Raw genomic sequence first — 15451 nt, 5'->3', positions numbered from 1 at the left:
TTGCGGCACGCATTTTCTTTGCCGACAAAGGCTTATGACGCGTAGCTACTGCTTCCTTGAACTGTCAAAAGGCCATGCCGGGATGAAGAAATCAAGCGTCCGACATCCCGGTTCGATCAGGCGGCTTGTGACCCCGTTTGAAGCACGGAGTTGCAATTCGCAACGGCGAACCGCGCTGACTCCCCTCCCCTCTCGTAAAGTCTGGATGCCATGCTGACCTGGTTACAACGCGACACCCTTGATTTCCCTGCGCTGGAAAAAGCCATGCGCGAACCCAACGGACTGTTGGCCGGCGGCGGCGATTTGTCTGCCGATCGCCTGATCGCTGCGTACCGCCATGGCTGTTTTCCCTGGTATCAGCAGGGCCAGCCGATTCTGTGGTGGTCGCCGGACCCGCGTACCGTGCTGTTTCCGGATGAACTGCATGTATCGCGCAGTCTGGGCAAGTTGCTGCGCCAGGGGCGTTATAGGGTCACGTTCGATCAGGACTTCCCGGCGGTCATTCAAGCGTGCGCCGAACCTCGGGCCTACGCAGACGGCACGTGGATAACCGACTCCATGCAGGCGGCGTACATCGAACTGCACGCGCGTGGCTTCGCCCACAGCGTAGAGGTCTGGGACGGCGACGCCTTGGTGGGCGGCTTGTATGGATTGGCCATGGGCCAGTTGTTCTTTGGCGAATCCATGTTCAGCCGCGCCGACAACGCTTCAAAGGTTGGCTTTGCGACGCTAGTCGAACATTTGCAAACGTGGGGATTTGTCCTGATCGATTGCCAGATGCCGACCGACCACCTGCTAAGCCTTGGCGCTCGGTCGATTCCACGGCAGACCTTCGCCGACTATTTGCGCGAACATCTGGATAAGAGCACTTGCGCCGACTGGCTGCCTAGGCGAGTTTGAGTCTGCTGGCATACACTCTTAACTCAAGGTTTTTCTCGAGGGTTGATCATGACCGAGCTGGCGCGGCTGAAGTTCTATGCCACTCAACCCCACTCCTGTAGCTACCTGCCCGAGGAACAAGCCACCACGCTGTTTCTCGACCCCAGCCAGCCGATGGACGTCCAGGTCTATGCCGATCTCTCGGACATGGGGTTTCGCCGCAGTGGCGACCATTTGTACCGTCCGCACTGCCAGAACTGCAGCGCCTGCGTGCCTGCGCGCATTCCGGTCGGGCTGTTCGTGCCTGATCGTCAGCAGAAACGTATTTTCAGAAGGAACGCCGACCTCGAAGTGACGAGCACCAAGCCGCACTTCAGCGAGGAGTACTTCGACCTGTATCAGCGCTACATCGAGCACCGCCATGCCGATGGCGATATGTTCCCGCCAAGTCGCGACCAGTTTTCCACGTTCCTGGTACGGGACCTGCCGTTTTCGCGTTTTTACGAATTTCGCCTGGAAGGCCGCCTGCTTGCAGTGGCAGTTACCGACCTGTTGCCCAATGGGCTTTCGGCCGTTTACACGTTCTATGAACCCTCGGAAGAGCGCCGCAGCCTGGGGCGTTACGCGATTCTCTGGCAGATCGCCGAAGCCGCACGCATGCAATTGCATGCCGTGTACCTCGGCTACTGGATAAAGAACTGCAAAAAGATGAATTACAAGACCCAATATCGCCCCATCGAGCTGCTCACCAATCAAAGATGGGTCACTCTTTACTGAAGCCCTTGGCTTAAACCTCAATTTTCGGGCACAATGCAGCCCGCTTTTGCCTGGCTGCCGTTTGCACCGGGCCATTCATTGGATACCGAGGGCTTTACTGCATGTCGAAAGAAGACAGCTTCGAAATGGAAGGCACTGTCGTCGACACCCTGCCCAACACCATGTTCCGTGTGGAGTTGGAAAATGGGCACGTCGTAACCGCGCACATCTCCGGCAAGATGCGCAAGAACTACATCCGCATTCTTACCGGCGACAAGGTCCGCGTTGAGCTGACGCCCTACGACTTGAGCAAAGGGCGCATCACTTACCGCGCCCGCTAACAGGTCTTAACAAAAACGCCCGGCTCATGCCGGGCGTTTTTGTGTGCGCGGGATATAGAGGCGGCATCACTCAATCCCACAGACCGCGGCACGTTGCAAAAAAGGCAGAGCACTCGGTCCGTCAGAACGCGGCACGTTTCAACAGATGTAGGAGTGAGCTTGCTCGCGATTGCTTCGTGTCAGTCACCTAATGTGTCTCAGACAAATCGCAATCGCGAGCAAGCTCACTCTTACAGGGTTCTGCACATTCGCACCCAACAAAAAAGGCGCCAATCGGCGCCTTTCAGGTTTGTTGCAATAACCGAAACGTCAGGCCAGTTCAGCCGTGGTTTCGTAATCGAACGAGATCTCGCCGTCCTTGATGTCGATGTGTACCACACCGCCATGCTCGGACAACTCGCCGAACAAAATCTCCTCGGCCAGCGGACGCTTGATCTTGTCCTGGATCAGACGTGCCATCGGGCGTGCCCCCATCGCTGCGTCGTAACCCTCCTCGGCCAGATAACCCCTCACCGCGTCGGTCACCTCCAGCAATACGCGCTTGTCTTCCAGTTGCGCCTGAAGTTCGGTGAGGAACTTGTCTACCACGTTCTTGATAACCTCATGGCTGAGGCGACCGAATTGAATGATGGTGTCCAGACGGTTGCGGAATTCCGGCGTAAAGCTCTTCTTGATCACTTCCATCGCATCAGAGGAGTGATCCTGATGGGTGAAACCGATCGAAGCACGGGCCGCAGTTTCTGCACCGGCGTTGGTGGTCATGATCACGATCACGTTGCGGAAGTCCGCCTTGCGCCCGTTGTTGTCGGTCAGCGTCCCGTGGTCCATCACCTGCAGCAGCAGGTTGAAGACCTCGGGGTGCGCCTTCTCGATTTCATCGAGCAGCAGCACGCAATGCGGCTGCTTGGTGACGGCTTCGGTCAACAAACCGCCCTGATCAAAACCGACGTAGCCCGGCGGCGCACCGATCAGACGCGATACGGTATGGCGCTCCATGTACTCGGACATGTCGAAACGCACCAGCTCGATACCCAGTGCCTTGGCCAGCTGACGCGCTGCCTCGGTCTTGCCCACACCGGTCGGACCTGCGAACAGGAACGAACCGACAGGCTTGTCCGGCGACTTGAGACCTGCACGCGACAACTTGATCGCGGTGGACAGCGAGTCGATGGCCGCGTCTTGACCAAACACGGTCAGCTTCAGGTCGCGCTCCAGGTTACGCAGCAACTCCTTGTCGGAGCTGTTGACGTGCTTCGGCGGAATCCGCGCGATCTTCGCCACGATGTCTTCAACCTGCGGCACTTCAATGCGCTTGACGCGCATTTCCACTGGTTGCAGCCGCTGGTAGGCACCCGCCTCGTCGATCACGTCGATGGCCTTGTCGGGCATGTGGCGATCATTGATGTAGCGCGACGCCAGTTCGGCAGCGGCACGAAGGGCTTCGTCGCTGTATTCGATATTGTGATGCTGTTCGAAACGGCCCTTCAGGCCGCGCAGAATGCCGATGGTGTCTTCGACTGAAGGCTCCGAGACGTCGACCTTCTGGAAGCGACGGGCCAGCGCACGGTCTTTTTCGAAGATGCCGCGGAATTCCTGGAACGTGGTCGAACCGATGCAACGGATATCACCCGACGACAGCAGCGGCTTGAGCAGGTTGGAGGCATCCATCACGCCACCGGACGCAGCGCCGGCACCGATGATGGTGTGGATTTCATCGATGAACAGGATCGCGTGCGGACGTTTCTTCAACTCGCCGAGCAGCGCCTTGAAGCGCTTCTCGAAATCGCCACGGTATTTGGTACCGGCCAGCAGTGCGCCCAGGTCGAGGGAGTACACGACGCTGTTGGCCAGCAAATCCGGCACCTGATTGTCGACGATGCGTTTGGCCAGGCCTTCGGCAATGGCGGTTTTACCCACCCCGGCCTCGCCCACCAGCAGCGGGTTGTTCTTGCGGCGCCGCGCGAGAATCTGAGCGACGCGCTCGACCTCCATCTCGCGCCCTACCAGCGGATCGATGCGGCCTTGACGGGCCAGCTCATTCAGGTTGCTCGCATAGGCATCCAGAGGATTGCCTGAGGAAGAAGACTCACCGCCCTCGTCATCCTGCATATCTTGCTCACCTTCAGATTGATCGCCATGCCCAGGCACTTTGGAAATACCGTGGGCGATATAGTTGACGACATCGATACGGGCAACGCTCTGCTGCTTAAGCAGGAACACTGCCTGGCTTTCCTGCTCGCTGAAGATCGCCACGAGCACGTTTGCGCCAGTGACTTCTCGCTTGCCGGAGCTCTGCACATGAAAAACCGCACGCTGAAGAACGCGTTGGAAGCCGAGTGTAGGTTGGGTCTCGCGATCCTCGTCATGCACGGGGATCAGCGGCGTGGTGGAGTCGATGAACTCCTGGAGGTCGTGTTTGAGTTTGTCGAGGTTTGCGCCGCAGGCACGCAGTACGGTGGCGGCAGCCTCATTGTCCAATAGGGCCAGCAGGAGGTGCTCGACGGTCATGAACTCATGACGTTTAGAGCGGGCCTCCTTGAAAGCCAGATTGAGGGTGACTTCGAGCTCACGGTTTAACATAGCTTCACCTCATACCCAAGTGTCCGGCGTTAACCGTCCTTCTCGATTTCACAGAGTAGCGGATGCTGGCTTTCCCTGGCGTACTGGTTGACCTGCATAGCCTTGGTTTCGGCGATGTCGCGGGTAAACAATCCGCAAACGGCCCGTCCCTCTGTATGGACGGCCAGCATGACCTTGGTCGCCAGCTCACGATTCAGGTTGAAAAACACCTCGAGCACTTCGACAACGAAATCCATCGGGGTGTAGTCATCGTTGAACAAAACCACCTTGTACATAGGCGGCACCTGCAATATCGGCTTGGCTTCCTGTACAGCGGTGCCCGACGCATCGTCCTCATGGGGATGCGGGTCATCCTGATTGAATGTTAGTCGAATCTTGCTGATTGCATGCATGGTAAAGAAGGTTCACAGAGGACGTGATTGAAATAAATGGTGGCGGTGATACCGGTTTTCAACTGGACCGCCGCTTGACCTTGACTATCGGCCAATCGGTGTTACAAACAATAGAACCCACATTGGGTAAAAAGGGTCCGCGCAGTCAACCAAAATTTTTTAGGTCCGGCGGATGAGAGGTGATGATACTCCCATCGGAGTCCTTTGCAGAGGGATGTGACTATGCTAAGCGGTAAGGTCAAGTGGTTTAACAACGCCAAGGGGTATGGCTTCATCGTTGAAGACGGCAAGTCTGAAGACCTGTTCGCGCACTACTCGGCGATCACCATGGACGGCTATAAAACGCTGAAGGCCGGACAGCCGGTTCAGTTCGAAATCATCCAGGGTCCCAAGGGTCTTCACGCCGTCGCGATCAGTGCGCAGGTCACTGCTGTGGTCCAGGAGCCTGTGACTCATCACGAGAGACAGCACGAGAAGCAGCAGGCATAGCGCGACAATCACGCCTGAGCCGGACCGTTCAAGCGCGAGATTCGAGAAGCCGGTCAATCCGTTCAGGGTTGGCCGGCTTTTTTTGTGCCTCTCACCACCCGTTGCGTGCATCTATATAGAAGTGAGCAACATGGAAGTTACCAACGCCATTGCGCCGTTGATGCTCCTTTAGTCGAAATCCGGTGATCGACGGGACAAGGCGCACAGGCCACGAGCTACTGCGACAGGTTGCCGCAGGCCCCGTGGCACAAGGGCTGAGCGGTTTTTCGAGGAAATCATGGCACCTCTCGCGACCGCGACTATTGATCCTGCGACCACAAAGCCGTCACACGAGTACCGTAGTAATGGCCGGGTGCAGTGATATACTCAGCGCCGGTGACCGTTGGGTCATTGGGGGCCGAACCACCTGAAACCAGGCTTTCAGCCCTCGACAGGCCGGACCGCTACCCGGGTCCGACCGTTTGACGCTCGACTGATGCACCCCCTATCACGCGACGAAATTCTCGACTTTCGGCTCATCGATACCTTGGGCGAAAGTGCCTACCCTGCGCATCTCGAAATTTTGTGTACGCTCAGCAAAGAAGAGAGTTATCCCGAATATGTCCAACCGCTCGAAGATCATCTACACCTTCACTGACGAAGCGCCAGCCCTCGCCACCTACTCACTGCTGCCTATCATCGAAGCGTTCACCGCCTCCGCTGACATCGCCGTTGAAACCCGCGACATCTCGCTTGCAGCCCGCATCCTCGCCAGCTTTCCCGAGCGCCTGGGTGACAAGAAGGTGTCCGACGATCTGGCAGAGCTCGGCCAACTGGCGACCACGCCGGAAGCCAACATCATCAAGCTGCCGAACATCAGCGCCTCGGTTCCACAACTGAAGGCCGCGATCAAGGAACTGCAAGCCAAGGGCTACGACATCCCGAACTACCCGGATGAAGTCGTCACCGAAGCCGACAAGGTTGCCCAGGCTGGCTATGACAAAGTGAAAGGCAGCGCCGTGAACCCGGTGCTGCGTGAAGGTAACTCTGATCGCCGGGCGCCGCTCTCCGTCAAGAACTACGCGCGCAAGCACCCGCACAAAATGGGCGCCTGGTCTGCGGACTCCAAGTCCCACGTGGCGCACATGGACAACGGCGACTTCTACGGCAGCGAAAAATCCTCGCTGATCGAAGCCGCTGGCGCCGTGAAGATCGAGCTGATCGGCGAAGACGGCAGCACCACTGTCCTCAAGGACAAGACGTCGGTACTGGCGGGCGAGATCATCGACTGCGCCGTCATGAGCAAGAAAGCCCTGCGCGCTTTCGTGGCCCGTGAAATCGAAGACGCCAAGAAGCTCGGCGTGCTGTTCTCCGTGCACTTGAAAGCCACCATGATGAAGGTCTCCGACCCGATCATGTTTGGCGAGTTCGTCGCCGAGTACTATCAGGAAGCGCTGAGCAAGCACGCTGACGTCCTGAAGGAAATCGGCTTCAACCTGCACAACGGCATCGGCGACCTGTACGCCCGCATCAAGGACCTGCCCGCTGACCAGCAAGCGCAGATCGAAGCGGACGTCAAAGCCGTCTATGCGACCCGCCCTGCCCTGGCGATGGTCAACTCCGACAAAGGCATCACCAACCTGCACGTGCCGAGCGACGTCATCGTCGACGCCTCGATGCCGGCGATGATTCGTGATTCCGGCAAGATGTGGAACAATGACGGCGTCCTGCAGGACACCAAGGCCGTGATCCCGGATCGTTGCTACGCGACCATCTATCAAGCCGTGATCGAAGACTGCAAGCAACACGGTGCCTTCGACCCGACCACCATGGGCAGCGTGCCAAACGTTGGCCTGATGGCGCAGAAAGCCGAAGAGTACGGCTCGCACAACAAAACCTTCCAGATCGAAACCGATGGCGTGGTCCGCGTGACCGACGACAAAGGTCAGGTCTTGATGGAGCAGAACGTTGAAGCCGGCGACATCTGGCGCATGTGCCAGACCAAGGACGCGCCGATTCAGGACTGGGTCAAACTGGCCGTCAACCGTTCGCGCCTGAGCAATACCCCGGCGATTTTCTGGCTGGACCCTGAGCGCGCCCACGATGCGGCGATGATCAAGAAGGTCGAGCATTACCTGAAGGATCACGACACGGCAGGCCTGGACATCAGCATCCAGTCGCCGGTCGACGCGATGAAGGTTTCCCTGGAGCGTATCCGCGCGGGCAAGGACACCATTTCGGTGACCGGCAACGTGCTGCGTGACTACCTGACCGACCTGTTCCCGATCATGGAACTGGGCACCAGCGCCAAGATGCTGTCCATCGTGCCGCTGATGAGTGGCGGTGGTCTGTTCGAAACCGGCGCAGGTGGTTCGGCGCCGAAGCACGTTCAACAGCTGAACGAAGAGAACTTCCTGCGCTGGGATTCCCTGGGCGAATTCCTGGCACTGGCCGCTTCTCTCGAGCACTTGGGCAATGTCTACGACAACCCGAAAGCGCTGGTACTTGCTACTGCCCTGGACAAGGCCACCGGTCAGTTCCTGGACAACAACAAGTCGCCATCGCGCAAGGTCGGCGGTATCGACAACCGTGGCAGCCACTTCTACCTGGCCACCTACTGGGCTCAGGCTCTGGCGGCACAGACCGAAGATACAGCGCTGCAAGCCAAGTTCACGGAGCTTGCAAAAACCCTGGCTGACAACGAAGCGACCATCGTCGCCGAACTGAACAGCGTACAGGGCAAGCCATTGGACATCGGCGGCTACTACTTCCCTACCCCGGAACTGGCCAGCAACGCCATGCGCCCAAGCAAGACCCTGAACGACGCGATCAATGCGTTGAAGTAAGGTTGTAACGCTCGATAACAAACCCCGGCCCCGTGCCGGGGTTTGTGTTTCTGCGCAACGCTGCAATCTGTACACACGACCGGTGGGAGCGAGCTTGCTCGCGAAAGGGTCTCGAGCTTCAACATCACGACCGACAGATACACCGCTTTCGCGAGCAAGCTCGCTCCCACACTGATTGATACCTGCCGCATGAGCGAAATATCTATGACCTGGCATCCCCACATCACCGTCGCAACCGTCATCGAAGACAACGGCCGTTTCCTGTTCGTCGAAGAATTGAAAAACGGCAAGCTCGTGCTCAATCAGCCTGCCGGGCACTTGGAGCCTGATGAGACGTTGCGTGAAGCGGCCATCCGCGAAACCCTGGAAGAAACCGGATGGGACGTCGAATTGACCGGGGTCGTCGGCATTTACCTGTACACAGCGCCAACAAATGGCGTGACATACCAGCGCGTGTGTTTTTCGGCCAAAGCGACGCGACACCACCCCGAGCGTGCGCTGGACACCGGCATCGTCGGCGCGCCCTGGTTCAGCCGCGACGAACTCGCCAGCCAACCGGAGCGCTGGCGCAGCGAGCTGGTATTGCGCTGCATCGACGACTACCTGGCAGGCCCGATTCACAGTCTGGAAGTTGTGCGCGACTGACCGGCCACCCAGCGCAACTGAATAGCTTTTAGCCTTGGCGCCGACTCCCTGCTAGAATCGCGTCCTTTCCTGCTGCTACCCAATCGAATTCCTATGTCTGATTCAGCCTTTTCCGATACAGAAAAGAAGCGCGTCATCGTCGGCATGTCCGGCGGCGTGGATTCTTCGGTCTCCGCCCTTCTGCTCATGGAGCAGGGGTATCAAGTGGAAGGCCTGTTCATGAAGAACTGGGAAGAAGACGACGGAACGGAATACTGCACCGCCATGGACGACCTCGCGGACGCCCAGGCCGTGTGCGACAAGATCGGTATCAAACTGCACACCGTGAATTTCGCGGCCGAGTACTGGGATCACGTCTTCGAGCATTTCCTCGAAGAATACAAGGCCGGGCGCACGCCGAACCCGGACATCCTGTGCAACCGCGAGATCAAGTTCAAAGCCTTTCTCGACTACGCCTTCATGCTCGGCGCCGACCTCATCGCTACCGGTCACTACGTGCGTCGCCGCGACATCGACGGCCGCACCGAACTGCTCAAGGGCCTGGACCCGAACAAGGACCAGAGCTACTTCCTGCATGCCGTCGGCGGTGAGCAGATCGCCAAGACCCTGTTCCCGGTCGGCGAACTGGAGAAGCCCGAGGTGCGTGCCATCGCCGAGAAATACCAGCTGGCGACCGCGAAGAAGAAGGACTCGACCGGCATTTGCTTCATCGGCGAGCGTCGTTTCACCGACTTCCTCAAGCAATACCTGCCTGCGCAGCCCGGCGAGATCAAGACCACCGAAGGCGAAGTCATTGGCCGGCATGCCGGCCTGATGTACCACACCATCGGCCAGCGCCAGGGCCTGGGCATCGGCGGACTGAAGGACGCTGGCGATGAGCCGTGGTACGTGCTGGTCAAGGACCTGGAGCACAACGAGCTGATCGTCGGCCAGGGCAACGAACACCCGTGGCTGTTCTCCCGCGCCCTGCTCGCCTCGGAAATCTACTGGGTCAACCCGATTGACCTCAGCAGCCCGCGCCAGTTGACCGCCAAAGTGCGTTACCGCCAGAGCGACCAAAGCTGCACCCTGGAACGCACTGAAACCGGTTACCGCGCCACCTTCGACGAGCCGCAACGCGCCGTGACGCCGGGCCAGTCCGTGGTGTTTTACGACGGCGAGGTCTGCCTGGGTGGCGGCGTCATCGAAATCGCCGAGCCGTGGCACACCAGGGATGCACGTTGATGACCCCGATTCAGGAACAACTTGTCGCCCTGGCCGGGGTTTTCCAGGCCGCCGTGCTGGTCGATCGCATCGCCAAGACCGGTCAGGCCGGTGAAGCCGCTGTTGGCTGCCTGATGGGCACGCTGCTGGTCATGGACCCGAAAGACACGCTGGACGTGTTCGGTGGCGACGACCTGAATCTGCACGAGGGCTATCGCGCCCTCGCCAGCGCTCTGGAACGCGATCCGGCCACGCTGCAACGGGAACCACTGCGTTATGCCCTGGCAATGCTGGGCCTGGAACGTCAACTGTCCAAGCGCGAGGACATGCTCGACACCATCGGCAAGCGCCTGCCGCAGATCAAATCCCAGGTGGAGCATTTCGGTATCGCTCACGAAAACGTCATTGCCGCCAGCGGCGCGCTGTATCAGGACACCCTGAGCACCTTGCGTCAGCGGATTCAGGTCCACGGCGACATGCGCAATCTGCAGCAACCCAACAATGCCTCGAAAATCCGCGCGCTGTTACTCGCCGGTATTCGCTGCGCGCGACTGTGGCGACAAGTGGGCGGTCACCGCTGGCAACTGGTCATCAGCCGCCGCAAGTTATTGAAAGAACTGTATCCATTGCTTCACCGCTGAGTGGCCAACGCCATTCAGCCCGCTCCGAACCTGACATCGCGCGAGTCATAACGGTCAGCCAGCCTCGGCTGACCGGAATTTTCATGTATGATACGCGCCCCTTTTCGTCGCCTGACAGTCCGAGAACACCCCATGCAGCTTTCTTCGCTCACTGCGGTTTCCCCTGTAGATGGCCGCTACGCCGGCAAAACCCAGGCCCTGCGCCCGATTTTCAGCGAGTACGGCCTGATCCGTTTCCGCGCCCTGGTGGAAGTACGCTGGCTGCAACGCCTGGCGGCTCACCCGCAAATCCCTGAAGTGCCGGCATTCTCCGCCGAAGCCAACGCCATCCTCGATGCCCTGGCTAACGATTTCGCGCTCGAACATGCCGAGCGCGTGAAAGAGATCGAGCGCACCACCAACCACGACGTCAAGGCCATCGAGTACCTGCTCAAGGAGCAGGCGGCCAAGTTGCCGGAGCTGGCCAAGGTCAGCGAGTTCATCCACTTCGCCTGCACCAGCGAAGACATCAACAACCTGTCCCACGCGCTGATGCTGCGTGAAGGCCGCGACACGGTGCTGCTGCCGCTGATGCGGGAGATCGCCGAGTCGATCCGCGAGCTGGCGATCCGCTTCGCCGCCGTGCCGATGCTGTCGCGCACCCACGGTCAGCCAGCCTCACCGACCACCCTGGGCAAGGAACTGGCCAACGTCGTCTATCGCCTGGAGCGTCAGATCGCTCAAGTCGCTGCCGTGCCGCTGCTGGGCAAGATCAACGGCGCCGTCGGCAACTACAACGCGCACCTGTCGGCCTACCCGGACATCGACTGGGAAGCGAACGCCCGCGCCTTCATCGAAGACGAGCTGGGTCTGGGCTTCAACCCCTACACCACGCAGATCGAGCCGCACGACTACATCGCCGAGCTGTTCGACGCGATCGCCCGTTACAACACGATCCTGATCGACTTCGACCGCGACATCTGGGGCTACATCTCCCTGGGCTATTTCAAGCAGCGCACCATCGCGGGTGAAATCGGTTCGTCGACCATGCCGCACAAGGTCAACCCGATCGACTTCGAGAACTCCGAAGGTAACCTCGGCATCGCCAACGCACTGTTCCAGCATCTGGCCAGCAAGTTGCCGATCTCCCGCTGGCAGCGTGACCTGACCGACTCCACCGTGCTGCGCAACCTCGGCGTGGGCTTCGCTCACAGCGTGATTGCCTACGAAGCCAGCCTGAAAGGCATCGGCAAGCTGGAGCTCAACGAGCAGAAGATCGCCGCCGATCTGGACGCTTGCTGGGAAGTCCTGGCCGAGCCGATCCAGACGGTCATGCGTCGCTACGACATCGAGAACCCGTACGAGAAGCTCAAGGAATTGACGCGCGGCAAGGGCATCGGCCCTGAAGCACTGTTGACCTTCATCGACGGTCTGGACATGCCTGCCGAAGCCAAGGCCGAGCTGAAAAAGCTCACGCCGGCGAACTACATCGGCAACGCCGTGGCGCAAGCCAAGCGCATCTGACCGCACTGCACACGCTCTGAACGCCCGGCTGAGCCGGGCGTTTTTATTCCCGTCGTAAAAACTCGTTTTTTCAATAGGTTACACATGAATCCTGACATCCCTCTTCAGCTCCTAGGTGGCATCACAGCGCGCGAGTTCCTGCGTGACTACTGGCAGAAGAAACCTTTGCTGATCCGTCAGGCCATTCCGGATTTCCAGAGCCCGATCGACGCCGACGAACTGGCCGGCCTGGCGCTGGAGGAAGAAGTTGAATCGCGCCTGGTCATCGAGAAAGGCGAGCGCCCGTGGGAGCTGCGCCGCGGCCCGTTCGCCGAAGACGAATTCAGCAAACTGCCGGAGCGTGAGTGGACCTTGCTGGTCCAGGCCGTGGATCAGTTCGTGCCTGAAGTCAGCGAACTGCTGGAACACTTCCGGTTCCTGCCGAGCTGGCGCATCGATGACGTGATGATCAGCTACGCCGCGCCGGGCGGCAGCGTGGGTCCGCATTTCGACAACTACGACGTGTTCCTGCTGCAGGGCCACGGCAAGCGTCACTGGCAGATCGGTCAGATGTGCGACGCCGAGAGCAAACTGCTCGAGCACGCCGACCTGCGCATCCTCGCCGACTTCCAGGGGACCGACGAATGGACGCTGGAACCGGGCGACATGCTCTATCTGCCGCCACGTCTGGCCCACTGCGGCGTCGCGGTGGATGAGTGCCTGACGTATTCGGTGGGCTTCCGCGCGCCAAGCGCCGCTGAAGTGCTGACCCACTTCACGGACTTCCTCAGCCAGTTCATGTCTGAAGAAGAACGCTACACCGATGCCGACGCGCAACCGGTGAGCGATCCGCACCAGATTCAGCGTGATGCCCTCGACCGCCTGAAAGGCTTGCTGGCCGAGCACATGGGTGACGAGCGCCTGCTGCTGACCTGGTTCGGCCAGTTCATGACCGAGCCGCGTTATCCCGAGCTGGTGGTTGGCCCGGAACTGGCCGAGAGCGAGCTGCTCGACAGTCTGGAACAGGGCGCCGTGCTGATCCGCAACCCGAGCGCGCGACTGGCGTGGTCGGAAGTCGACGACGACCTGCTGCTGTTCGCCAGCGGTCAGAGCCGTCTGTTGCCGGGTCATCTGCGTGAATTGCTTAAAATGATTTGCGCGGCCGATGCGCTGCACATCGACAATCTGGGCCAATGGCTGGCAGATGACGATGGACGTAACCTGCTCTGTGAGCTGGTCAAACAAGGAAGTCTGGGGTTTGCTGATGAATAAAATCCACGTACGGGTAGCCGACTGGCAGAAAGACAACGCCGACATCCGGCGCATTCGCGACGCTGTATTCGTGTCCGAGCAGTCGGTGCCGCCCGAACTGGAATGGGACTCGGAAGATGCAGACGCTCTGCACTTTCTGGCGCTGGAAGGCGATTACGCCGTGGGCACCGCGCGCCTGTTGCCGGACGGTGAGTTCGGCCGACTGTCCGTGCTCAAGGACTGGCGTGGCCTGAATGTGGGTGAAGCGTTGATCACCGCGATCCTCGCCGAAGCGCAGCGCCGCGATCTGAAACAGACGCGGCTCAGCGCTCAGGTTCATGCCACCGCGTTGTATGAGCGCTTTGGCTTTACCGTGGTCAGTGACGAGTTTCTCGAAGCCGGCCTGCCCCACGTGGACATGGTGCGCAACGCGCACTGATTGCCCATCGCTGCATCCGGCGCCCCGGCGTTCGCGCTTTAGCTGTCTATGCTGAAACGCGGGCGCCGGGGCGTTTTGCTGCCTGGGAATTCAACTTGGCGCTGCGCAGGCCGACAAACTGGCAAACTCGTCGTTTAGACGTGCCTTTCGCGGAGACCACATTGATGTCATTACGCACCCTGCTCGCTTCATTGCTGTTGGCCTGCAGCTTCACGGCTGCGGCCGCCACTGAAGTCATCCCCCTGAATTACCGCACCAGCGACGATCTGCTGCCCACCGTGAAGTCGTTTCTGGGCAATGAAGGCAGCGTCAATGCCTATGGCAACAAGCTGATCGTCAACGCCGAACCGGACAAGATCAGCGAGCTGCGCGACCTCCTCGGCCAGCTCGACACTGCGCCCAAACGGCTGATGATCAGCGTCGACACCAGCGACAGCACGGTCCAGAGCGACCAGGGCTACTCGGTCAACGGCACCGTGCGTTCCCAGGACGGACGCATCAGCGCCGACGGCCGGACCCGCATCCAGAATTACGGCACCGCCAGCCGCGACGGCGGCGTGCAGCAGGTTCAGGCCAATGAAGGTACGCCGGCTCTGATTCAGATGGGCCAGAGCATACCGATCACCTCGGTGCAGTCCGATGCTTATGGCTACCCGCAGACCAACACGCAATACCGCAACGTGACCCAGGGCTTCTATGTCACCGCGACGGTCACCGGCGACATCGTCCACCTGAGCATCAGCACCAACAACGACCGCATGAGTCAGCAACAGGCCGACGCCATCAAGGTGCAGAGCACCGACACGCAAGTCAGCGGTCGGCTGGGTGAGTGGATTACGCTCGCCGGCGTCAGCGACCAGTCCCGCGCCGACGAGCATGGTGTGGCCCGTCGCTACTCAACGCAGGGCAGCAACGACATGCAGCTGCGGGTGAAGGTTGATAGCCTGGATTGAGGGGAACCGCTCGTTATCACGACGCTAGACCCCATGGTGTGCTGGCCACTGCACAAATCTTGTGGGAGTGAGCTTGCTCGCGAAGAGGCCGGTTCGGCCAATGGCTTTCTGGTGGCTGACACAAGGCTTTCGCGAGCAAGCTCGCTCCCACATGGACCGTGGCCATCCGTGCTATTCCGGTTAGATACCGCCAATTATGTAGTGCCTGAACAGACACTACATCCTGCCTTCATGCCGTGACCGCCCAGTACCCGCGCTGACTTCCCCTTCCCAGCACCCGCACGCCCGAAACTGACCGCCAAGTCGCATTCGACGAATTATGTAGTGCAACCAGAAAAGCACTACAAAGTATTTGACGAGGCCAAAGTGTCGAGGCATGATGGCCTCGCTCCCGCTGATCGGAGGCTGCGCAGAACGCCTCCTGATCGCGCTCGAACTCAACACGTTCGTGCCGATTAGCGTCCTTTCCGCCCAAAAGGCAGCTTCATCGCCTCATCATCCTGATGGCGAAAAAATCTGACTGAGAATCCATGCTTTCCGATTCAGTGAGCAGCCATCAGTGCGCCTTGAAGAAA

The 15451-nt window shown here is 59.6% G+C and carries 15 protein-coding genes; 13 read left to right on the top strand and 2 right to left on the bottom strand.

Going from position 1 to position 15451, the window contains the following annotated elements:
* Positions 1-210 precede the first annotated feature (210 nt).
* The 3 genes from aat to infA all read left to right on the top strand — a co-directional run bounded on the left by aat (position 211) and on the right by infA (position 1976).
* Positions 211-900, top strand: coding sequence for a leucyl/phenylalanyl-tRNA--protein transferase (aat, locus tag QWI20_RS22810; RefSeq protein ID WP_369307334.1), 690 nt, complete (start codon positions 211-213; stop codon positions 898-900).
* A gap of 48 nt (positions 901-948) precedes the next feature.
* Positions 949-1656 carry an arginyltransferase gene (locus QWI20_RS22805; protein WP_369307333.1) on the top strand — a complete coding sequence of 236 codons (708 nt, stop codon included), beginning with the start codon at positions 949-951 and terminating at the stop codon, positions 1654-1656.
* Between the two features lie 101 nt (positions 1657-1757).
* Positions 1758-1976, top strand: a complete 219-nt coding sequence (gene infA / locus QWI20_RS22800) for a translation initiation factor IF-1 (protein WP_002553999.1) — start codon at positions 1758-1760, stop codon at positions 1974-1976.
* Positions 1977-2285: 309 nt separating this feature from the next.
* Here infA and clpA read toward each other — a convergent pair whose 3' ends face one another.
* On the bottom strand, positions 2286-4556 hold the full coding sequence (gene clpA / locus QWI20_RS22795) for an ATP-dependent Clp protease ATP-binding subunit ClpA (RefSeq protein WP_346631382.1): 2271 nt from the start codon (positions 4554-4556) through the stop codon (positions 2286-2288).
* 29 nt (positions 4557-4585) lie between these two features.
* Positions 4586-4948: an ATP-dependent Clp protease adapter ClpS gene (clpS, locus tag QWI20_RS22790; RefSeq protein ID WP_122536342.1), complete on the bottom strand. Its 363-nt coding sequence runs from the start codon at positions 4946-4948 to the stop codon at positions 4586-4588.
* Positions 4949-5170: 222 nt separating this feature from the next.
* On the opposite strand from clpS, the gene cspD reads away from it, so the two are divergent.
* The 10 genes from cspD (at position 5171) to QWI20_RS22740 (ending at position 15396) form a co-directional block, all read left to right on the top strand.
* The gene (cspD, locus tag QWI20_RS22785; protein WP_369307332.1) at positions 5171-5437 is read left to right on the top strand and encodes a cold shock domain-containing protein CspD; all 267 of its coding nucleotides are present in this window, start codon (positions 5171-5173) and stop codon (positions 5435-5437) included.
* A 599-nt stretch (positions 5438-6036) separates the two neighbouring features.
* Positions 6037-8262, top strand: a complete 2226-nt coding sequence (locus QWI20_RS22780) for an NADP-dependent isocitrate dehydrogenase (RefSeq protein WP_369307331.1) — start codon at positions 6037-6039, stop codon at positions 8260-8262.
* A 204-nt stretch (positions 8263-8466) separates the two neighbouring features.
* A complete protein-coding gene (locus QWI20_RS22775) occupies positions 8467-8907 on the top strand; it encodes an NUDIX hydrolase (protein ID WP_369307364.1) in 441 nt (146 codons plus the stop codon).
* Between the two features lie 93 nt (positions 8908-9000).
* On the top strand, positions 9001-10131 hold the full coding sequence (gene mnmA / locus QWI20_RS22770; RefSeq protein ID WP_192174839.1) for a tRNA 2-thiouridine(34) synthase MnmA: 1131 nt from the start codon (positions 9001-9003) through the stop codon (positions 10129-10131).
* Positions 10131-10751, top strand: a complete 621-nt coding sequence (hflD, locus tag QWI20_RS22765) for a high frequency lysogenization protein HflD (protein ID WP_346628115.1) — start codon at positions 10131-10133, stop codon at positions 10749-10751. Before mnmA ends, hflD begins: the two co-directional genes overlap by 1 nt.
* Before the next feature lie 132 nt (positions 10752-10883).
* A complete protein-coding gene (gene purB, locus QWI20_RS22760; RefSeq protein ID WP_369307330.1) occupies positions 10884-12254 on the top strand; it encodes an adenylosuccinate lyase in 1371 nt (456 codons plus the stop codon).
* An 84-nt stretch (positions 12255-12338) separates the two neighbouring features.
* Positions 12339-13505: a cupin domain-containing protein gene (locus QWI20_RS22755; RefSeq protein ID WP_369307329.1), complete on the top strand. Its 1167-nt coding sequence runs from the start codon at positions 12339-12341 to the stop codon at positions 13503-13505.
* Positions 13498-13923 carry a GNAT family N-acetyltransferase gene (locus QWI20_RS22750; RefSeq protein ID WP_369307328.1) on the top strand — a complete coding sequence of 142 codons (426 nt, stop codon included), beginning with the start codon at positions 13498-13500 and terminating at the stop codon, positions 13921-13923. The genes QWI20_RS22755 and QWI20_RS22750 overlap by 8 nt, the downstream gene beginning before the upstream one ends.
* Positions 13924-14087: 164 nt before the next feature.
* A complete protein-coding gene (locus tag QWI20_RS22745) occupies positions 14088-14876 on the top strand; it encodes a secretin N-terminal domain-containing protein (protein ID WP_369307327.1) in 789 nt (262 codons plus the stop codon).
* Between the two features lie 376 nt (positions 14877-15252).
* The gene (locus QWI20_RS22740; RefSeq protein WP_369307326.1) at positions 15253-15396 is read left to right on the top strand and encodes a hypothetical protein; all 144 of its coding nucleotides are present in this window, start codon (positions 15253-15255) and stop codon (positions 15394-15396) included.
* Positions 15397-15451: the final 55 nt, after the last annotated feature.

Source organism: Pseudomonas sp. W2-17 (genome assembly GCF_041060445.1).
Lineage (GTDB): Bacteria > Pseudomonadota > Gammaproteobacteria > Pseudomonadales > Pseudomonadaceae > Aquipseudomonas.
The sequence above is the reverse complement of the archived record's forward strand: the minus strand, read 5'-3'. Positions and strand labels throughout refer to the sequence as shown.